We start from the raw sequence: 21596 nt of genomic DNA, 5'->3' as shown, positions 1-21596 counted from the left end.
AACTTGTTACACCATCGAAAATCACTTGCAACATAAGAAAGTTAAGGATAACATAAAAAATAGAATAAAATGAATATTGGATCTAGTATGAGGGAGGTCTACCCATGTTTTTAGCTGAAGAAGCTTCGAAAAGTTCGTTTACTATGTTCGATCCGTTTATCCTTATCTTTACCGTTCTTATTGCAATTGGACTCGTACGTTTAATGATGGCTACTAAGAAGAACAAACTTGCAATTGGTTTTGCAGGCGTTAGTTTAATCGTATTTATCGCAATGGATTTTATCATGATTTCAGGGTGGTAAGAAATACATCCATGATAAAATAAAAGCCCTAGGCTAAGGAATCGTTAAGAACTGGACCCATCCAATCAGGACGGCATATCCGCTTCTATTTGATCCCATAGTTCTGAGGGCTTTTTGTACTTTTATATGTATGATCTCTTAACTTCTGTAAGTCCTATTTAGCTTTATCGTTGTATGTTCGCATTTTAGCTAGTAAATCTCTTGCTGAATAACCGTTAACTCCTGCATTAATTCGAGTGGCAACTAAATCACCGGGATTGTTAATCCCTTCTTTGATCGTGATATATAAGTTGATTCCTAATTCTTTGCCTACTTGTAGAGTAGTATCGGAGTAACTACCATACGGGAATGATAATATTTTACTTGTATTACCTAACTCTGAGACCAAAAGATCATTAGCCTTTGATAAATCTTCTTTTAATCGATTATAATATTCTTCTTGCGTCTCTACTCGCTTCTGTTCTTTTAAATAAATTGGACCTGCTAGTAGAGGGGCGGAATTACCCTTCTTGTCTACGGGTACGTATTTATGACTATCATAAGTATGACTGTAAAAGCTCATGCCTTTAGCACGCATTTCACGCATTTGCTCCCACTTTAGATGAGGAATAATATCAGGGTTATAAATATCTGTCGATTTCACGATGATGAAATTCGTTGCTGGCATCTTATGTTTTTGTAAAATCGGATATGCATTCTCGTAAAAATCCTCATACCCATCATCGAATGTTAGCACAACCGCATTTGGTGGAATTTCTTTCTTTTTCCCTGTTATAAATTCTTCGAACTGTTCGATAGAAATCACGTTATAACCGTTATCTTCTAGCATTGTTAAATGCTTGTCGAACAAATCAGTGGATACAGCAATTTTTCCATCAGTATTCTTGATTTCGTGGTACATGAGGACGAGTGCCTTGTCCTTGTAGTGGATGGGTCCGTTCGCGACATTCGTTTGATCCATAGCAGGACTGAGCGTATTTGTCGTTAATAATAGGAATAATAATAATGACTTAATCATGAAACGACTCCTCATTCATTATAATATTTGGTAATTATAGCATATAACTAAGATGATGTGGTCAGGTATGTTGCCAAAAGTTAAGTTGCAAGCGTACACTTAAGCTAGCGGAACTTTACGCTATCAAGGAAAGGAAATGAATATGTCGAGTATACAAATTGAAGATATAGAATTATTAGCTCCTGCGGGAGATTGGGATTGCATGCGTGCTGCTGTAGCAAATGGCGCTAATGCTATCTTTTTTGGAGTGGAGAAATTTAATGCAAGAGCAAGGGCGCATAATTTTCGGATGGAGGATCTACCCGATATTATGTCGTTCTTACATTTATATGGTGTTAAAGGCTTTCTTACGTTTAATATTCTCGTTTTTGAGGACGAGCTTGCGGATGCCAAATTATTAATTGAAGCATGTATAGAGGCAGGTGTGGATGCTGTCATTGTGCAGGATCTTGGACTTGTTCGAATGATTCGTGAGCTATCACCTGATTTTCCGATTCATGGATCAACACAGATGACGATAACTTCACCTGAAGCCGTGGAATTCACAAAGCCTTATGGGCTTGAGCGAGTTGTACTTGGACGTGAAAACAACCTGAAGCAAATTAAGATGATTGGTGATCAAGCTAGATTGCCGATGGAAGTGTTTGTGCATGGAGCATTATGTGTGTCTTATTCTGGTCAGTGCTTAACCTCTGAAATGTGGGGAGGTCGATCAGCGAACCGTGGTGAATGTGCACAAGCATGTCGCTTACCGTATGATTTGATGGTAGATGGCGAGCAGAAGCCAATGGGTGATGTAACTTATTTGTTATCACCGAAGGATTTAGCTGCGTTAGATATCGTACCTGAGTTAATTGAAGCGGGTGTAAGATCGTTTAAAATCGAAGGTCGGATGAAACAGCCTGAATATGTAGCGAATGTGGTGAGTAAATACCGCAAGGCGATCGATCGTTATTTTGAAGGTAAGGGTGAGCGTGCAACGCAAGAGGAATTACGTGAGCTTCAGCAGAGCTTCTCTCGTGGCTTTACACATGGCTTCTTAGAAGGAACGGATAATAAGAAACTAGTTGAAGGTACATTCCCTAAGAGTCGTGGTGTATTTCTTGGCCGTGTGAAGCAATTGCTTCGTGATGGAGCCATTGTCGAGCTTGAAGCACCAATTAAACGCGGAGATGGAATCGTGTTTGATGCTGGCGATCCGACGAAGAAGGAAGAAGGCGGTCGTGTCTACGACATTCGTCGCAATGGCGTTAAGATTGAAGGCGAAGCAGAAGGCGGTCTCATTGAGATAGTACCTGGACGCAATGACGTTAATCTAACGCGCGTACACGTAGGTGATCGCGTGTGGAAGACGAGCGATCCTGCGCTTGAGAGACGAATGCGCGCTACGTATGAGACAGACAAGCCGTACCGTGTGTTCCCGGTACAGATCGAAATAAGCGGCGCCGAAGGCCAGCCGCTTGTGACACGGTGGACGGACATGTCCACCGGATACAATGTGCGCATTGACTCCGAGCTATTGCTCGAGTCTGCGCTCAAGCGCCCCATGAACGCAGAGCTGTTCATGGAGCAGTTTGGCCGCCTCGGGGGCACGGTGTTTGCCCTCGAGGCAGTTGACGTGCATCTGGACGGGGACTTACTCGTCCCGATGCGCGAACTGAACGCAATGCGCCGCCGTGCGGTCGCATTGCTCGAAGACGCACGCCAGGCACCGCCGGCGTACGAGAAGCACCGCATCGATGCCTACGGCGATGCGCGTATTGGCCAGCAGCAGAATCTGCTGGCTGAGCGTCACACAGCACAGATGACAGTGCTGTGCCGTAACATCGACCAAGTCCATGCGGCATTGGCCGAAGGGGTTGAACTCATCTATGCAGATTTTGAGTTCATCAAGCAATTCCCTGCTGCTGTTGAGGCTGCGCGCGCAGCCGGTAAGCGAATCGCGCTTGCTACACCGCGTATTCATATGCCGAAGGAGAATGGCTATTTCCACAATATCCTGAAGCTGAAGCCTGACGCAGTGCTCATCCGCAATACAGGAGCCTTATATTTCTTCTTGAAATATCGCGCTGAGAATCCTGATGAGCCAATGCCTGAGCTTATCGGTGACTTCTCATTGAATATTGCTAACCATAAGGCAGCGGCTCTGTTCTTAGATACAGGTTTAAGTCGTGTAACGCCGTCTTATGATCTGAATATCCAGCAGATGGTTGATCTACTGCAAAACTCAGATACAAGTAAGCTTGAAGTTGTTATCCATCAGCATTTACCAATGTTCCATACCGAGCATTGCGTGTATTGTACCTTCCTAAGTGAAGGAACGGACTATACGAATTGTGGTCGTCCTTGTGAAGAGCACCGAGTATCGTTACAAGACCGCATTGGGATGTCCCATCCAGTTCGTGTCGATGAAGGCTGCCGGAACACGGTATATAATGCAATCGATCAATCTGGTGCTGAATATCTCAATCACTTCCTAGAGCTAGGAGTACCTAGCTATCGTGTTGAATTCCTTGAGGAAACACCAGAGAAGGTTCAAGAAGTACTACGCCTTTATCGCAGCGCGATTGCTGGTGAGATTTCGGGGACACAAGTATGGAAAGCACTTAAAGCAACCAATCAGCTTGGTGTTACTCGTGGCCAGTTAGTTAAATGGGGCCGTGTAGATAATATCGATTAATAATGTTTAATGAACATAGCAGTAAATAAGCCGGAGTGTCCTTGAGGGGACATTCCGGCTTTTTTTGTCTTTTGAAAAGAGGATAAAGCTATTGTTGGCGTTACCTTAGTGTCGATGTTGTATCTAATTGATACAGCACAGCGCATAACAACACAGCGCAGTACATCAGATCGCCCTATTTGCGTTTATTTTAAACAGATGGAATTAATGTGATGTTCCAGTACGTTTCTCATACGTTCATAGTTCACGCGTCTAGGCTCGAGCATTGCATGCAGCGCAAGTCCATCAACAATGGCATACAGTTTCTCTGCTTCAAGCTCTTGATCGATGTCATTCTTCAGTAGATTAACTTGTTCTAGGTAGCCAAGCAGCTTTTGGATACTGTTATAAATACCGTCATGCTGTGCATCATAATGATCTTCTTTATGCCTTAAATGAGCGGTAAATGCAAACCAAACCTCCATTTCAGCTAGTGTTTCATTTGTAGTAGGTACGAGCTCATATAGTATTTGTATGACTTTTTCTTTAGGAGGCAGTTCTTGCATGGCAATTCTCGTAATTCGAGCTGTGGCTCGCTCCTTTACAAGCTCCATGGCATAGTTAAGCAATCCGTCTTGGGTTGGGAAATCATGACGTAGTGAACCTAGTGATAGATTAGCTTCTTTGGCAATGTTTCTTAATGTAGCACCTGCCATACCCTGTTCCAGAATAACGTTCCACATGGCTTCTGCAATTCGTTGTTTACGTTTATCATGATCTACTTGTTTTGGCATGTCCTTAGTGTAACAGGAATGAATCTCTTTTTCTATTTTTTAGTACAATTGTATTAAATAAAACCAAATGCTATAATGACTTCAATATTCAGTTATTTTAGGGGGTAAATTTTGAATTTTATCATCGCACTTATTATCGCTTGTGAAGTTGCTTTTTGGATCGTTATTATTGCTGGACTTATGTCTCGGTATGTGTGGAATCGGGCTAAGCTAGGCGTGTTTTTCTTAGCCTTGACCCCTGTTATTGATCTTATCTTACTGATCGCAACTAGTATTGATCTATACAACGGTGCGACAGCAACTATTGCTCATGGGATTGCCGCTGTATATATCGGGGTATCGATTGGTTTTGGTAAATCCATGATTAACTGGGCGGATGAGATGTTTCGGTATTATGTGACCAAGCAAGGCTTAAAGCCTGCTAAGCGCTACGGCATGGAGCTCGCGAAGCATTACTTGCAAGGCTTCGTTAGACATATCGCAGCATTTTTTATAGGTGCGGGACTTTTGGTCGGCATGATTTATTTCATCCAGGACCCGGTTCGGACAGAAGCCTTATATGAGATCTTAAGGGTATGGGGAATTGTACTCGGGATTGATCTGATCATAACAATCAGTTACTTTATTTGGCCTAGGCAGGCAAAGGTTTAACTGTCAGGTTGAAGATATACCTACGTTATAAGGAGCCGTCCTTGATCTGAACTGCACCCCAGTGGTTAGAAACAACTAACAATTTGGGGTGAGGTTCAACCTGTTGTTGATCAAGGACAGCTCTTTTTTCTTTTGCTATAAAGCATTTCTTCTTGGTCACTTAATCTGCACGCGAAATGGCTTTTTGATAAAAGACGGATAGCTGGTAATAGGGAATGTTAATAAACCCTCATATTCTGCTTTAGGAATGCTGAATTCCGTATCTATTGAGCCTTCGGCAGTGTTTGAAGAAGACGTTCTGTAGGGTTCTATATTAAATTTTGTGCCGCTCTCATCTTGAAATTCACCCTCGACGATAGTATACATCGTGTTATCCCAAGGCTGGATTCCAGTGATCTGAAGGTTAAATGATGACATGGACGCTTGATGATCGACTCTGGTTATTTTGACCTGATCATCAGGACTTGTAATGATCTCCCCTTTGACTGGATCAATAACTAGCTTGAGTTGATCACGATCCAAGGCGGATAGAGTACTTCCTTCAAGATATAGGTGTGTGGGCTTGTCAAAATAATTACTTTCAAAGTAAAAGATGGCTTCACCACTCTCTGTTGGTCCTGATGCTAAGGGCCAGTTGAGGACTTCTCCCTTATCATTGATTATTTTCAAATCACGGTAGCCTAGAATTTGCTTCGTGTTAGCTGGATCTGCTGTAACCTTAACAATAATTCGAGTTGGATAGATGGTTGCTTCTGTGAATGTTATTGTTTGTCCTTCGATTTCGATGGTCTCGTGAACGTTAAGCACTTCCTTAAGTCCCTTGAACTTATCTACATCAATTTCGAATGGTATTTCCCATTTCGTATCGTAACCAGGCAGTTCAGCGCGAAAAATAGCTTGTTCAGGATAAATAGCTTCATTTTCAGTAAATTGGACATCCGCTACGCCGGTCTGGAAGTGAGCATTATCTTTACCCTCAGGCGTTATAGTGGGGCTGCCAGAATGTGAGATTGCGTGTTCAATATCAGGAAAAGCAGAATTTTCAAAGCTGATCTGTATTCTGGCAAAGTTCTCGATAAGTACCACTTGGGGATCAATCGTTTCGATTGTATAGAAAGCATTCATTCTAACTTCATCCATAATGATGGCATCTAATGTGATTCGAATACCGTCATGCTCATCGGATTTACCAATCGCTTGCATAAAGTCATTTTCTACAGCGGAGTTAAGCCCGCGGTCATACTGAATCAGTTTTACTATCTCATTTAGTCCAGGAATTTGGCTGACCAGAGATGCAAAGGCCGTAGATACTCGTACAGAAGTAACAAATACGGTGATCAACGCTATACTGGCGACTGCTGACCATACACGTCTGAATATTTTTTTGCGACGAAATTGAGCTTGACGAATGCCACGATAAATATAATCATCCAGTAATTCAGGTATGGGGATTTCTTGATACTGCATCCGGGTTTCATGAAAATCAGTTGAATTCCCGGTTGTTTCGTGCCGTTGGTCAGACATAGGTTTCACCGTCCTTTACCATCTGCTTGCGAAGCAGTGTTAGTGCTTTAGTTAATCTTGTTTTGATGGTGCTGTCTGGAATGCCGAGCAGCTCCGCTATCTGTGCGGTTGTCAGATCTTCTAAGTATTTTAAAATAACCAATTGTTTAAGTTGGGGCTCTAATCGATCGATTTGCATGCGTACATTTATAAAATCAACATTGAATGTGGTTGCTTGCTCAATGAATTCGTCGTTCGTATGGGTTCGGCTGCGATGCTTTAACTCATCCATGCAATAGTTGAGTAGGATTCTTGTGATCCATGTGCCGAAGTATTGAGGCTCCCGTAGCTTGCGAATTCCTTTATAGGCACGATAGGTAGTTTCTTGAATCGCTTCAAGAGCATCCTGCTCGTTCTGCAAATGCGCATAAGCAATACGATATAGCTTGTCTTTCTCAGTGTTCATTAGCTTGGTGAAAGCTGTGTCATTGCCTTTACATGCAAGCTGTACTAGCTGTGTTAACTCTTCGTTCACATTTTTCCTCCGTTCTCTGTATAATCTAATCGTTTTTGTTCTCTATATTTGTTAGACTGTAAAGTAGGAAAAATAGTTTTAATTTTAAAATTACTTACTAGTCATAAGCTACTAAAGGGGATGCTACAATGTTACTAGCAAAGAACGATAAACTTGTTCTGATTGGTGATTCTATTACTGATTGTGAACGGCAAAGACCATTTGGTGAAGGGCGTAATGGCGCTCATGGCAAAGGCTATGTATCGATAGTCGATAGCATGCTGCAGGCTGTATATCCAGAACTAGCGGTTCGAGTTATTAATATGGGGTCTAGCGGTAATACGGTAAGAGACTTAGCAGCGCGTTGGCAAACAGATGTAATTGATTTGGAACCGACTTGGGCTTCGATTATGATCGGGATCAACGATGTCTGGCGTCAGTTTGATTCCCCGTATCAGACCGAAAAGCATGTATATATAGAAGAGTATGAACGTACTTTGCGAGAGCTTATAGAGCAGACGCTCCCTAAGGTCAAAGGTCTTATTCTTATGAGCCCTTTCTATATAGAGCCAAGTGAGCAGGATGCGATGCGCATGAAGATGGATCAATATGGACAAGTCGTTAAGCGGATTGCGGATGAATATAACATTGTTTATATCGATACACAAGCTGCATTCGCTGAGGTGCTGAAGCACTTATACCCTGGTGCAATGGCATGGGACCGTGTACATCCGAATCCAACTGGACATATGGTTATTGCTAAAGCATTCTTGGATGCGATCGGATTTGAGTGGAAGAAATAAAACAAATTCATGAACTTGAATTGGGATAAGAAAGATCGGATGGCCTTTTATAGCTGTCCGATCTTTTTTTATTTTAATAAGAAGTTTAGACAATCAGTGAAGGTTTGTTATATACCTCTGATAAGAGTGCAGTAAATGACAGTAACCATAACAATAGATGTAGTACTCTTTGATTAGCGATTCTATTATTAGAAATCGTATGTATAAGTTCAGCCAATAAAAGAACTTGATTATTATAACTCATTAGTTTATTGTATAAATAAAGTTAATTACTTAAAGTAAGTTAATGCAAGGTTAAAGTAAACATAAAAAAGAAAGCATATAAAGAAAGCATAAAGGGAGCGTACATAACATGACAACATTCGAAGCACTAGTTAAAGAACGCCGATCTGCAATGAAATTTATACCTGATGTTGAAATTTCAGATCGCGATTTAGAGGATATATTCGCACTAACCAAATTTGCACCTTCTGCATTTAATTTGCAGCATGCACATTATGTTGTTGTTAAGGACTCAATAATTCAGGATCAACTATATGAGGTTGCCAATAAACAGCATAAGATTAAGAGCGCTTCGGCCGTTATTATGGTGCTCGGAGATAAGCTTGCTTATCAGGATGTGGCCCGTATGAACGAGGGTTTCTTGCATTTGGGGGTAATGAGCAAGCAAGAGTATGATGCTGAAGTGAATAATGTAACTCAGTTCTATGAAATGCGTGGTCAGGAGTTTATGAAGGAAGAGGCGATTCGTAATAGCAGTATTTCAGCAACTCACTTTATGTTGACTGCCAAGTCTAAGGGATGGGATACCTGTCCTATGATTGGATTTGATCCAGAGGCCATTAGACAAATTCTCCATATTCCGGATCGCTATGAAATTACAATGATGATTACCCTTGGTAAGGGTGATAGTACAAGGCTTAGACCTAGAGGCTATCGCAAGCCAGTTGGCGAGTTTGTTACGATAGGCTCTTTCTAAGATAAGTAAAGATGATATAGACACTCTAATAGAGATCACCGTTAAGGAAAATAGTGTAAATAGTGGATATATGTATTATATTGATATTTGTATCTAACTATTTATAACTATTCATTAATGGGGAGTCGAATGGATTGAATGTGTTCTTTATAAGAAATGCTTGGCGCTATAGGAAGGTGCGGCATCCGCTTCTACTTGTTGTCATTGTCTGCTTATTATTCACGACAGCATGTCAGACTACATCAACGTTTAATTCAACAGCATCACCTAATAAGGGACCTTATGTAGAGTCATTAGAGAATGTGCCTAGCTTAGCTTCACCAGTTGTAACTGATCCTGCAGAATCACTAGCTTCGCCAACGCCTTCGGTTACACCGCAGGAAATCGCAACATTGGCGCCAACACCAACTCCCAAGGATGAAGAAGTGTCTATCGTTATAATGGGTGACATCCTACTTGGTGATACGGTATATCCGCATCTGGAGCGTAATGGACTAGATTATCCTTATCGGGAAATTAAACCGATCTTAGAGAAGGCGGATGTTGCAGTTGGCAACTTGGAATTTGCAGTAACAACCAGAGGGGTTAAGGAGAATAAAACGTGGACCTTTCGTGCAGGTCCGGAGGTATTACCTCCTATGAAGGAAGCGGGCTTTGATGCCGTAAGCTTGGCGAATAATCATGCAATCGATTATGGACGTCAAGGTCTACTCGACACTTTGGACAATGTTAGCCAAGCTGGAATCGGCTTGTTCGGGGCTGGGCATAACGAGGAAGAGGCTTATTCGCCGTGGGTTGTCGAGCAGGGAGGCAAGAAGTTCGCCTTCCTCGGCTTCAGTAGAATCGTTCGCTCTGAGACATGGAAGGCGATCGGTGATCAGCCTGGTGTTGCCGAAACCCATCAACAAGAGCGTGCGGTTGCAGCGATTAAGCGAGCGAAGGAAACTAATGATGTCGTGATTGTTTATCCTCATTGGGGGACAGAAAATACGACGAAGGTAGAACCGTATCAGCGTCATTTGGCACAAGCTTATATAGATGCGGGTGCTGATCTTATCATTGGTGCTCATCCTCATATGCTGCAGGGCATAGAGCAATACAAAGGTAAATGGATCATGTACTCACTCGGGAACTTTATTTTTCAAACAATAGAAGAAAGACCATTAACGTGGGAAACAGTTATTTTTGAAGCGAGATTTGCTAAGGATGGGGCGGTCAGCATTAAGCTTCATCCGTTCATAACGACCGCTGCACAGCCGAAGAAGATGCAAAGAGAAGCAGAGAGACGATTGTTTGAACGATTAACGGACATTTCATTTGGTGTTAAGATTAACGAAGATGGTGATGTTCAGGTATCTGCACCATAATGGCATCTGTATTAAAGGAAGAATGCTCTCTTGATCCGTATTGGATTAAGGGAGCTTTCTTAGTTATATAGGTTTATATCGCAGAGCTCGTCAAATTGTCACGGTCTATTCACAATATTCGTTTAATATAGCCCAAGTGAGTCATAGGCAAGGTTTTATAATTAGAGCTATTCTTAATTAAGAATGAAGTCTTTAATAGGGGGTAGGGATGATCGGCCGTATAACAAAGATAAGATGGTTTGTTATCCTGCATAGTATTCTTGGTATTGGATACCTGAGTTTAAGCTCGGGTGTGCAAGCAGCAGATCAATCTACATCACTTCAACAATGGATTGATCAGTCGGAACCTGGCGTAACCTTGAAAGTTCCATCAGGGACTTATCAAGGACCTGTTACAGTTAATAAGCCTCTCAAGCTTCTCGCAGATAAGGATGTCATTTTGCAAGGTGACGGAGATGAACCACTATTAACGATTCAGTCTGATCATGTTTCGATTAATGGTCTTCAATTGGTTGATGAACGGGATCGCGATCCTAAAGAAGCAACTGTACTGGTGATGGGTAGCGATAACGTAATAAGCCAAGTCTCCATACGGACGAATGGGACAGGTATCCAGCTGCGCGAAGCTAGTCGGAATACACTGGATAACGTAAACATTGAAGGTTTAACTTCAGCTAAAGGGATAGATGGTTCGGTTATGCGAGGCAATGGTATCGATTTGTGGGAATCTTACAGTAATCAAATTGTTAATAGTTATATTGACAATATGTATGATGCCATTTATTTGGAGAATAGCAACGACAACCAAATTCGTCATAATGAAGCACGTAATTCTCGTTATGGCTATCATCTCATGTTTACGAAGAACAACGTGATTGAAGACAATGTTGGGTTCCATAATGTAACAGGTGCAATGGTTATGGGTTCGGAAAGCATTCGTGTACAGAACAACAACTTCGCTAAGCAGAACGAGAATGTGAACTCGCAGGGGATTCTGCTGTTCGATGTGAAGCAAACCGTAGCAAAAAATAATCGAGTCGAAGGCAATCGTGTAGGGCTCTATGTTGAATCATCGAGCGATAATCGAATCCTTGATAATGAACTAACTCTGAATTTTATCGGCATTCAAATGATTGATTCTTCAAACAATGAATTAACGGGTAATGAATTTATTTCTAATGTTATTCAGGCGCAGGCTGAAGCTAGCTCAGACAATAAGGTTGAGGCTAACTACTGGGATGATATGCAGGGGATTGATCTTACTGGAGCAGGTAGAAGTGATATTGCCTATCAAATCAATCCGTTTTACATAACGTTGACGAATGAGGTTAAAGCCTTCCAATTATTTTTTGGATCTCCTGGTATGGAATTTCTCGAAAGCTTATTTTATAATCCGAACGAATCATGGCTGAAGGATAGCTCACCGCTTATGCAGTCGCATATAGCCAAGGGGGCTGAGAGTGGGGCTTCAGATCCAAGTGCATTATGGCTTGGCGCAATACTTTTGTTGTTAAGTGTATTTGCTATATATAAATGGGGGGTTATACAAAAATGAAAAAAATGTTGATGGGAATCTTATTGGTGGCTGTACTGGCGATTATTACTACTGGATGTGGCTCGAAAACTGCGGCACCTGTAGAAATTAATGAAGCTGTTGATAAATGCGATATTTGTAGTATGACAGTAAAGAATGATCACAATGCAACTGAAATTATATTAAAGAATGGGAAGGCATTAAAGTTCGATGATATTGGCGATATGTTTGTATGGACGAAGAAGAATGGTACAAGCGATGTCGATGTACAGTTTGTTCGTGATTATAAGTCGCAAGAGTGGATTCAACTGCAAGACGCTACTTTCGCTTATGACCCAACCTTCAAGACACCTATGGCATATGGCGTAAATTCTTTTAAAGATAGCAAAGAAGCCGAAGCATTTATTAGTGAACAGAAAACAGGCAAATTGCTGACAGTGAAAGATTTGGATAGCCACAGCTGGGAAAGAAGTAAGGGTATGATGATGGAGAAGATGGGCGATATGAAGGACGGTCATGGTGATGCTGGTCATAAGAAGGCAGAGCATAGCGACGTCAAAAAATAAAAAGGTGTGAAATGCGTTGAACGTTCTTATTGTAGCGTTACGTGAGGTCAAACTAGGTTTTCGGAATCCATGGGCTTATTCTTTTCTAGCCCTTTTTTCTTTTTTTAGTCTTGCTCTTTTGTTGATTCAGTCTCAGAGTAGCCTGCAAGGCTATACGCATACCACAGGAACGATGCTGAATTTAATCCTGTATTTGTTACCTCTGATGACCTTGTTACTTGGATCGTTTGCAGTTACTGCAGAGAAGGAGGAGGGCGGATGGGCTCTTCTATCGACATTCTCTCTATCCACATTCGCTTTCTTATTAGGTAAGTATATTGGATTATTTCTTGTCTTGTCTGTTATTGTAGCGTTCGGATATGGTGTGTCAGGGGTGCTTGGTACTTTTCTAGGACAAGGCTATTCATTGTCGTCACTTGCTTTCTTCTTTTCATTTTCACTACTTATTGTATTTCTATTCTTAAGCATTGCTGTATGGATTGGAACCTTATCACGCAATCGTTGGCAAGCGCTAACCATTGGTGTAAGCGTTTGGTTTATTTATATAATTGGCTGGTCTAGCTTACTTATTGCTGTACTAGGTTTTGTTCAATATAGTCTGATTAAGCCTGTACTTGTAGGGTTGACCTTTCTGAATCCCGCAGAGTTAATCCGTGTGTTTATGGTAGTTAAAATGGGCGGCGGTTCGATTTTTGGACCGGAGTATTTTCAGTGGATCAAGTGGATTCAGAGCCCGTGGGGTGTGCCGGTATTTATTGGTGTATGCTTGTTATGGGTAGCAGTTGCCCTAGGAACAGCGATGCTGGTCTGGGAAAGGGGGAGGCGTCGTGGCTAATGCAATGGTGCATATGCTCGGGGTTAGCAAAACAATCGGTAAGCAACAGGTTGTCGCCCCATTTGATTTAGATCTTGGGCAAGGTCAAGTGCTCGCCTTATGCGGAGGCAATGGTGCCGGCAAGAGTACAATTATTCGCATGATTGTAGGTCTTTCTGAGCCATCCACGGGTACGGTAGAAGTAGGCGGTGTACAGTGGAAACGAGATCGCAAGACTTATGCAGAGACAATTGGCTATATGCCAGATGATTTTAATTTTGGTGCAACACTTACGGCGTGGGAGACGATCCGGTTCTATGCCTCGCTTAAAGGTGTGAATGAAGCAAGAGCGCTAGAGACACTTAAGATTGTTGATCTCGCAGAAGTGCGTCACAAGAAGGTTGCTGCTTTCTCGAAGGGTATGCGTCAGCGATTACTGTTCGCACAAGCACTGCTGGCTAAGCCGCCATTACTCGTTATGGATGAGCCAACTAATGGACTGGATCCTTATTGGACATCAACTTTCGCGAAACTTGTCTTACAGCTTAAAGCAGATGGACATACGATTGTATTCTCCACGCATCAGCTTGATGTGGCAGCAGAAGCAGCAGATGAAGCTATATTCTTAAATCAGGGTCATATATTGAGCCGGGGTTCAGTAGATGGGTATATCTCCACACATGGTGAACACGGACTGAACCATGTATTTGCTCAATTAATTGCTGGAAACAAGTAATTAATTGTATGATAATTAATCTAACGACAATAGAATCAATTTAATGGTTTCAATGAGTTATGAAATTGATTCAATCAAGCGTATTTAGGAAGGGAGTTAGTATGGGATGAAAAAACGCCAATCATGGATTATGCTGGTCTGTCTCCTTACGCTAAGCTTCTTGCTTGCTGCATGTAGTTCAGAAACAGATAGCGGTAAAGTTGATGCTGATCTTACTACAGATCCAGCTGTTGTTAAAATAAATGAAAGTGTCAGACTGACAACCAAAGTAACAGGACTTAAGACTTTTGATGATGTTGAGGTATATTTTGAAATTAAAAATCAAGATAAGAGTAAACGTGAACTAGTTCGAGTAGATAAATCAGATAAAGGTGTTTATTCAGGACCGACCAAGTTTACTGAAGCTGGAACACATGAAGTCATCGTTCATGTCATTAATCCAGATATCCATGCAACTATTAAGAAATCAGCTGAAGTCGTCCAATAGGTCATTTAGGTCATCCACATAAATAATGCACATCTCATCGCTATAGATTAGAATAGAAGATAGGGCTAAATTTATTTCATAACGTATTAGAATAGCTTAATTCAAGCTATATATAGACAAGTGTAGCAGTTCGATCTATATATAGCCTTGATTAAGTAGCTAAGGTTGTGATGCGGCTTATTATTTCTGAATATTCTAATAATAAGAGGTGACGCAGATGAATGGCAAAGTAGTTATTGTAACGGGCGGCTCGAATGGCATGGGTAAAGCTATGGCAGCACGATTTGCACAGCAAGGTGCAAGAGTAGCTATTACAGGGCGTACGCTGGATAAGCTGGAAGCGACGAAGCGGGAAATCGAGACCGCTGATGGTCAAGTGCTTGCGATTCAAATGGATGTACGTAATCCAGAAGATGTACAGCGGATGGTCGAACAAACAGTCGAGGCCTTTGGCACAATTGATTATCTCGTCAATAATGCTGCCGGTAATTTTCTAGTCGCTGCAGAGGACTTATCGATTAATGGATGGAATTCAGTAATTAATATTGTATTGAATGGAACGTTCTATTGCAGCTCGGCTGTCGGCAAGTATTGGATCGCGAATGGAATTAAAGGTAGTATTACGAATATGGTTGCAACCTATGCTTGGGATGCAGGTCCGGGCGTTATTCATTCTGCTAGTGCCAAGGCAGGCGTGCTGGCCATGACACGTACACTCGCTGTGGAGTGGGGGCATAAGTACGGTATTCGTGTGAATGCGATTGCTCCAGGTCCCATTGAACGGACTGGTGGTGCTGAGAAGTTGGCTTTCTCTGACGAAAATGCCAAGCGTATTATACAAGGTGTACCACTAGGGCGACTTGGAACGCCAGAAGAAATCGCAGGGCTTGCGGCATATTTATTTTCAGATGAAGCAGCCTATATCAATGGTGCATGTATCACAATGGATGGTGGCAGCTCGCTTCATCAGTATTTTGCATAACGGAAAAATACCTAAGAAAAGTATACTATACAATATGAATAGAACTTATTAGAAGCGCCGGTGCCTGAACTTGAGGTATCGGTGCTCTCTTTAATGCATACTCATCTAAGAAACGCCTCCATCTTATAAAGATAGGTAAAAGCCTTTCTCATGTTTGACAGCTAATTAAGGGTAGACTAGACTGAGATTGGTATGGTTTATTGTGTTAATCAGAAAGCAGAAAATTTCACTATACTTTCTCTGATTAACATTAAGAAACGCATCTGTCTTTAAGGACGGTGAAACCGTTTCTTCTTGGGATATAGAGCGGAGGGAAATTATTGATTGTCGACATCACATCGTGGAAACACGTATTTAAATTAGATCCTGATAAAACGTTATCAGATGAGCAATTAGAGCAAATTTGTACATCTGGAACCCATGGAATTATAGTAGGTGGCTCAACAGGGGTTACTTTTGATAATACAGTGGATTTACTATCTCGCATTAGGCAATATGAACTGCCATGTGTACTTGAAATTTCTCATAAAGAAGCGATTGTACCTGGTTTTGATATGTATCTAATTCCTGTTGTGCTCAATACGACTGATCCGAAGTGGATTGTAGGTCAACATGTGGATGCACTCAAAGAATACGGAGCCATTATCGATTGGGATGAAGTCCTGACAGAGGGGTACGTAATTTTGAATGCAGATTCGGCAGCGGCACGGATTACGAATGCAGAAACAACTGTTGATGTACAGGACGTGGTGGCGTATGCTAGAATAGCAGAACATTTGTTCCAAATGCCTATCTTCTATATTGAATATAGCGGGAAGTTTGGTGATATGGAGCTAGTAAGGCAAGTGCGAAGAACACTTCGGAATACACAGCTCTTTTATGGTGGGGGCATTGATGGTCTTGATAGAGCTAATGAGGCGGCAGCGGTTGCAGACACAATTGTTGTTGGCAATGCGATCTATGAGAACTTAGAGGGTGCCCTTCAAACGCTGGAGGTCCTGGGATTGGAGAGAAAACAATATGTTTAATTTTAGTAACAACATGAATATACAGCAATCTATTGAGAAGCTTAATCCACCTCAACGTAAAGCTGTCGAGGCTGTTGATGGCCCCTTGCTTATTATGGCGGGAGCGGGAAGTGGTAAGACACGGGTGCTAACACATCGCATAGCGAATTTAATTGCAGCGCGTAAAGTCGCTCCGTGGAGCATTCTTGCAATTACTTTTACGAACAAAGCAGCAAGAGAAATGAAAGAACGTGTGGACAAGCTCGTTGGTGGTTCTGGTAACGATGTTTGGGTATCAACTTTTCACTCCATGTGTGTACGGATTCTACGTAAAGATATCATTAGGATAGGATACGCGAGTAATTTCTCCATTCTAGATTCTTCTGATCAACTGTCCGTTATTAAAGGCTGTATGAAGGATTTTAACGTAGATATTAAGAAAGTCGAACCCAAAGCAGTCCAAGCAGAAATCTCTACGGCGAAGAATGAATTAATCTCCCCTGATAGCTATGAGAATAAAGCTGGTGCGGATTATTTCTTAGGCATTGTGGCTAAAGTATACAAGTCCTATCAGCGCAAATTAAAGAACAACAACTCGCTCGACTTTGATGATTTAATTATGAAGACGATTGAGCTGTTTAAAGAAGTACCTGAGGTCTTAGACTTTTATCAAAATAAATTCCAATACATTCACGTCGATGAGTATCAGGATACGAACCGTGCCCAGTATATGCTGTGCCGCATGCTTGCTGATAAACATCATCGCATTTGTGTAGTTGGAGATAGCGATCAATCCATTTACCGTTGGCGGGGCGCCGATATTACGAATATTCTGAACTTCGAGAAGGATTATCCTGAAGCGGAGACAATTCTCCTTGAGCAGAACTATCGTTCAACAGGCAATATTCTTCAAGCAGCGAATGCCGTTATTTCACTTAATACAGGACGTAAACCGAAGAATCTCTGGACGGATCAAGGCGAAGGAGCCAAAATCAAGCTGTATCAAGCAGATTCGGAGCATGCAGAAGGATACTTTATAGCTAGTGAGATTAATCGTAACCGTGCTCGCGGCAAAAATTTTGCTGATCATGCGATTCTATATCGTACGAATGCTCAGTCGCGGGTAGTCGAGGAAATTCTGATCAAGTCGGATATTCCGTATCAAATCGTTGGCGGAATCAAGTTCTATGATCGCAAAGAGATCAAAGACATTCTAGCCTATCTACGACTACTATCGAATCCGAATGATGACTTGTCTCTACAGCGTATTGTCAATGTACCTAAGCGTGGGATCGGTGATACGAGTGTGGAGCGGGTTGCTGAAGCGGCAGCTCGTCATGATGTATCGATGTTCTCGATGCTCGAAGCGATTGACTCTATTGAAATTACCCCTAGAGCCAAAAATGCACTGAGTGATTTCTATGAGGTTGTACTATCGCTTCATCATATGGTGGATTATTTATCCGTAACGGAATTAACGGAGAAAGTGCTAGAGCTCACGCAGTACCGGGAAGAATTAAAGAATGAGAAGACTTTGGAATCTAAGGCACGTCTAGAGAATATAGAAGAGTTTCTGTCAGTAACGATGGAATTTGAGAAACGTACAGAAGAGAAATCACTTGTAGCATTTCTTACAGACCTTGCACTGATTGCTGACATTGACACGGTTGATAAGGAAGAGGGACCGCAAGATTCCGTTACCCTCATGACCATGCATAGCGCCAAGGGCTTAGAATTCCCTGTGGTATTTATCGTCGGTATGGAAGAAGGCTTATTCCCAAGCTCACGTTCCCTTATGGACGAGGAAGAGCTTGAGGAAGAGCGTAGACTTGCATATGTAGGGATTACGCGGGCAGAAGAGGAGCTTCATCTGACTTGTGCGCGTATGCGCATGTTATATGGACGCACGAGTGCGAATCCGCCATCTCGCTTCTTGAAGGAGATTCCAGAGGAGCTAATGGAAGATGCTGTTCCGAAAGAACGTCAACGCGAACGCGATCTCGGCAGCTCTGCAAGTGGAAGCAGCCTGCGCGGCAGCTTCGCAAGCCGCGCGGAGAGCCGTGCCCCCTCATGGGGCACGGGGAACAGCACCACCGGCTTCGGTCAAGCCGGTGGCATCACTGGCGGTTCGGGCGGCGGCAGAGCGTCCGCCCGCAAGTCACCGAGCACGATGAATGCCGTGCTCAATTATGCCGTGGGCAACAAAGTGTCCCACGTGAAGTGGGGCACCGGTGTCGTGGTAGCCGTTAAAGGTACCGGCGACGACACCGAAGTGCAGATTGCGTTTCCCGCGCCAGTCGGCGTGAAACGCTTACTTGCCAAGTTCGCTCCGATTACGAAAGAATCGTAAAAGAAAGGGAGAATGCATATGTCCGACGCTTTAAACGAAATGCGTTCGCTCATCGAGCAGCTTCTACACTTTAATTATCTCTACTATACACTTGACGAGCCTTCTATTTCAGATGCTGAGTACGATAAGATCTATGATCGACTTGTAGAATTAGAGCGCACAACAAATACAATTCTACCTAACTCGCCAACACGGCGGGTTGGTGGTGATATAATTGAGGGTTTTACACCGCATCGACACTTAGCGCGTTTATGGAGCCTAGATAAAGCACAGAATACCGAAGATCTTACAGCTTGGTATACCCGTGTATTAAAGCTAATAAACGATTATAACGTACAGAATCCAGATACTCCGCTACCTGATCCTTCTTTTGTCGTGGAGCTTAAATTTGACGGCTTAACACTTAACCTAACCTATGATGAAGGTGATTTAGTACAGGCATCTACTCGGGGTAATGGAACAGTTGGTGAAGGAATACTGCCACAAGTACATACGATCCGCTCCATTCCGTTATCTATTCCGTATCAAGACGGGATTATTGAAGTGCAAGGCGAAGGCATTATGAATTTGTCTGTCCTAGAGAAATACAACCAGACAGCAACCGATCCACTGAAAAACGCGCGTAATGCCGCGGCAGGCGCACTTCGTAACCTGAATCCCAAAGTAACAGCTGAGCGTAAACTGAACGCTTACTTCTATAATGTGGGCTACTCAGATGCACGGACGTTTACGACACATCTAGAGATGATTCAGTTTTTGCGTGACAATAAGTTTAAAGTGAGTCCACATATTAAATTCTGTGACACATTAGAAGAGGTCAGTGTTGAATTAGATCAGATCGCGTTATCACGTGGGGAGCTTGATTTTCTCATTGATGGTGGTGTGGTTAAGCTGAACGATATGCGAACTCGAGAGGTTCTTGGTTATACGGAGAAATTCCCGCGTTGGGCGATTGCTTTTAAATTCGAGGCAGAGGAAGCAGAAACGATTCTTGAATCCGTGTCGTGGAATGTAGGACGTACAGGCAAGGTAACACCGATAGCCAAAGTGGAGCCAGTTGAGTTAGCGGGTGTAACGGTTCAGAACTGTACGCTTAACAACACAGGTGATATCGAACGGAAGAATTTAAAGTTTGCATTAGGTACACATGTCTTTATTAGAAGATCGAATGATGTGATTCCCGAAATTCTTGGTAAAGTTAGTGAAGAAGCAGATGGTAGCGAAATTGTTTATCCTGAGCATTGTCCGTCCTGCGGAACAGAGCTTGAGACAAGAGGGGCGCATTTATTCTGTCCGAATCGACTAGGTTGTGCACCACAGCTAGTGAGCCGGATCACCCATTTTGCATCACGTGATGCGATGGATATTGAGTTTTTCAGTGAAAAAACAGCGGAACAGCTATATGAAGAGCTTGGTGTTCGAGATCCAGCTGACCTATATGTTCTTCAATATGAAGATCTAGTTAAGTTAGAACGGTTTGGGGATAAGAAGGCTAATAACCTCTTAGATGCACTCGAAAAATCCAAAACACGTGATCTATCCTCGTTCTTGTTCGCGCTTGGTATTCCTAATGTAGGCAAAACGACGACAAAGGTACTTGCTGATCATTTCCGCTCACTTGAAGCATTGATGGCAGCTACAGCAGAGGAATTAATAACTCTCTCTGACGTTGGTGGGATTATGGCTGATTCTATCCATACATTCTTCCGTAGTGAAACAGCGGTCGCGAGCATTCAGCGGTTACTTGCTGCAGGGGTGAATCCAATTACTCAGTCAGCGGTAGAGACGGCACCAATAAGCACAGACAATCCGTTCTTCGGCAAAACAGTCGTTCTCACAGGTACGCTCAGTTTGATGAGTCGTGACGAAGCTGCCCGCAAGCTCGAAGCACTCGGTGCTAAGGTGACAGGCTCTGTATCGAAGAAAACTGATTTTGTTATCGCGGGTGAAAGCGCAGGTTCTAAATTAACGAAGGCGCGTGATCTCGGGATTACAGTTATAGATGATGAGCAGGAGTTATTGCAACTGCTAGGTGAGAGTTAGGGAAGATAAGAGATTAAGAAAGCAAATCAAGCCAGAAACAAAGACAGCCCAGTCTCTGAAGTGTCAATTATGACATGTCAGAACTAGCTGTCTTTTCTATATAAAAAGCATTAAATCAACTGTAATATTTTGCCTAATAAAAAGTTGAGAAAAAACATTGCTTTTTGTAATAAAAGCTGATAGTATTAGTTCTTGTCACCGCGGCACACACGCTTCGGAAGAGGCGCCAACCGGTGAGTGACATGAAAACAAAAGCTCTTTGAAAACTGAACAAATGAATTGCAATTAGCAAAATGATTTTTGTCTTTTGGACAAATATCAAATGAGATGTAAATCTCGCTAGCAAGAAATTTTGAGCAATCAGCTCTAATTATAGCAAGTCAACTTCGGTTGATGAGCACTTTAATGGAGAGTTTGATCCTGGCTCAGGACGAACGCTGGCGGCGTGCCTAATACATGCAAGTCGAGCGGATCTATTCCTTCGGGG

General features: G+C 42.4%; 19 protein-coding genes and 1 rRNA gene. 16 read left to right on the top strand and 4 right to left on the bottom strand.

Features of this window, described 5'->3' with window-relative positions; translation table 11 throughout:
* Nucleotides 1-104: 104 nt before the first annotated feature.
* The gene (locus AC1DOK_RS11275; RefSeq protein ID WP_477554377.1) at nt 105-302 is read left to right on the top strand and encodes a hypothetical protein; all 198 of its coding nucleotides are present in this window, start codon (nt 105-107) and stop codon (nt 300-302) included.
* A 154-nt stretch (nt 303-456) separates the two neighbouring features.
* Here the strand turns inward: AC1DOK_RS11275 and AC1DOK_RS11270 are convergent, their stop codons facing one another.
* Nucleotides 457-1320, bottom strand: a complete 864-nt coding sequence (locus AC1DOK_RS11270; protein WP_477554376.1) for a polysaccharide deacetylase family protein — start codon at nt 1318-1320, stop codon at nt 457-459.
* Between the two features lie 142 nt (nt 1321-1462).
* Here AC1DOK_RS11270 and AC1DOK_RS11265 point away from each other — a divergent pair, with 142 nt between their 5' ends.
* Nucleotides 1463-4000 (top strand): U32 family peptidase, encoded by a 2538-nt coding sequence (locus AC1DOK_RS11265; protein ID WP_477554375.1) that lies wholly within the window; start codon nt 1463-1465, stop codon nt 3998-4000.
* A 185-nt stretch (nt 4001-4185) separates the two neighbouring features.
* Here the strand turns inward: AC1DOK_RS11265 and AC1DOK_RS11260 are convergent, their stop codons facing one another.
* The gene (locus AC1DOK_RS11260) at nt 4186-4773 is read right to left on the bottom strand and encodes a TetR/AcrR family transcriptional regulator (protein WP_477554374.1); all 588 of its coding nucleotides are present in this window, start codon (nt 4771-4773) and stop codon (nt 4186-4188) included.
* A gap of 180 nt (nt 4774-4953) precedes the next feature.
* Between AC1DOK_RS11260 and AC1DOK_RS11255 the strand changes: the two genes are divergently transcribed.
* Nucleotides 4954-5424, top strand: a complete 471-nt coding sequence (locus AC1DOK_RS11255) for a hypothetical protein (RefSeq protein ID WP_477554549.1) — start codon at nt 4954-4956, stop codon at nt 5422-5424.
* Nucleotides 5425-5580: 156 nt separating this feature from the next.
* On the opposite strand, the gene AC1DOK_RS11250 is transcribed toward AC1DOK_RS11255, so the two are convergent.
* Nucleotides 5581-6948 carry a DUF4179 domain-containing protein gene (locus AC1DOK_RS11250; RefSeq protein WP_477554373.1) on the bottom strand — a complete coding sequence of 456 codons (1368 nt, stop codon included), beginning with the start codon at nt 6946-6948 and terminating at the stop codon, nt 5581-5583.
* Complete coding sequence (locus tag AC1DOK_RS11245; protein ID WP_477554372.1) at nt 6941-7462, bottom strand: sigma-70 family RNA polymerase sigma factor; 522 nt, start codon at nt 7460-7462, stop codon at nt 6941-6943. The genes AC1DOK_RS11250 and AC1DOK_RS11245 overlap by 8 nt, the downstream gene beginning before the upstream one ends.
* Nucleotides 7463-7590: 128 nt before the next feature.
* Here AC1DOK_RS11245 and AC1DOK_RS11240 point away from each other — a divergent pair, with 128 nt between their 5' ends.
* From AC1DOK_RS11240 to AC1DOK_RS11180, 13 genes are all read left to right on the top strand, one after another.
* Nucleotides 7591-8244 (top strand): SGNH/GDSL hydrolase family protein, encoded by a 654-nt coding sequence (locus tag AC1DOK_RS11240; protein WP_477554371.1) that lies wholly within the window; start codon nt 7591-7593, stop codon nt 8242-8244.
* A gap of 352 nt (nt 8245-8596) precedes the next feature.
* Nucleotides 8597-9223 (top strand): nitroreductase family protein, encoded by a 627-nt coding sequence (locus tag AC1DOK_RS11235; RefSeq protein ID WP_477554370.1) that lies wholly within the window; start codon nt 8597-8599, stop codon nt 9221-9223.
* A gap of 140 nt (nt 9224-9363) precedes the next feature.
* The gene (locus AC1DOK_RS11230; protein ID WP_477554548.1) at nt 9364-10590 is read left to right on the top strand and encodes a CapA family protein; all 1227 of its coding nucleotides are present in this window, start codon (nt 9364-9366) and stop codon (nt 10588-10590) included.
* 208 nt (nt 10591-10798) lie between these two features.
* Nucleotides 10799-12145, top strand: a complete 1347-nt coding sequence (locus tag AC1DOK_RS11225) for a right-handed parallel beta-helix repeat-containing protein (protein WP_477554369.1) — start codon at nt 10799-10801, stop codon at nt 12143-12145.
* Nucleotides 12142-12690, top strand: coding sequence for a nitrous oxide reductase accessory protein NosL (locus AC1DOK_RS11220; protein ID WP_477554368.1), 549 nt, complete (start codon nt 12142-12144; stop codon nt 12688-12690). The genes AC1DOK_RS11225 and AC1DOK_RS11220 overlap by 4 nt, the downstream gene beginning before the upstream one ends.
* Nucleotides 12691-12706: 16 nt before the next feature.
* Entirely contained in the window at nt 12707-13525 is an 819-nt protein-coding gene (locus AC1DOK_RS11215; protein ID WP_477554367.1) for an ABC transporter permease, read from the top strand.
* Nucleotides 13518-14240 (top strand): ABC transporter ATP-binding protein, encoded by a 723-nt coding sequence (locus tag AC1DOK_RS11210; RefSeq protein ID WP_477554366.1) that lies wholly within the window; start codon nt 13518-13520, stop codon nt 14238-14240. Before AC1DOK_RS11215 ends, AC1DOK_RS11210 begins: the two co-directional genes overlap by 8 nt.
* A 106-nt stretch (nt 14241-14346) precedes the next feature.
* Nucleotides 14347-14727 (top strand): hypothetical protein, encoded by a 381-nt coding sequence (locus tag AC1DOK_RS11205; RefSeq protein WP_477554365.1) that lies wholly within the window; start codon nt 14347-14349, stop codon nt 14725-14727.
* Nucleotides 14728-14944: 217 nt separating this feature from the next.
* Nucleotides 14945-15709 (top strand): 2,4-dienoyl-CoA reductase, encoded by a 765-nt coding sequence (gene fadH / locus AC1DOK_RS11200; RefSeq protein ID WP_477554364.1) that lies wholly within the window; start codon nt 14945-14947, stop codon nt 15707-15709.
* A gap of 320 nt (nt 15710-16029) precedes the next feature.
* Nucleotides 16030-16737, top strand: a complete 708-nt coding sequence (pcrB, locus tag AC1DOK_RS11195) for a heptaprenylglyceryl phosphate synthase (protein WP_477554363.1) — start codon at nt 16030-16032, stop codon at nt 16735-16737.
* Nucleotides 16730-19066, top strand: a complete 2337-nt coding sequence (pcrA, locus tag AC1DOK_RS11190; RefSeq protein ID WP_477554362.1) for a DNA helicase PcrA — start codon at nt 16730-16732, stop codon at nt 19064-19066. The genes pcrB and pcrA overlap by 8 nt, the downstream gene beginning before the upstream one ends.
* Nucleotides 19067-19084: 18 nt before the next feature.
* On the top strand, nt 19085-21109 hold the full coding sequence (gene ligA / locus AC1DOK_RS11185) for an NAD-dependent DNA ligase LigA (protein WP_477554361.1): 2025 nt from the start codon (nt 19085-19087) through the stop codon (nt 21107-21109).
* A gap of 402 nt (nt 21110-21511) precedes the next feature.
* A 16S ribosomal RNA gene (locus tag AC1DOK_RS11180) occupies nt 21512-21596 on the top strand; the annotation flags it as partial.

This window comes from Paenibacillus sp. P5_B5 (assembly GCF_056400365.1).
Note: the sequence above shows the minus strand (reverse complement) of the source record. Positions and strands in the feature narration are given on the sequence as shown.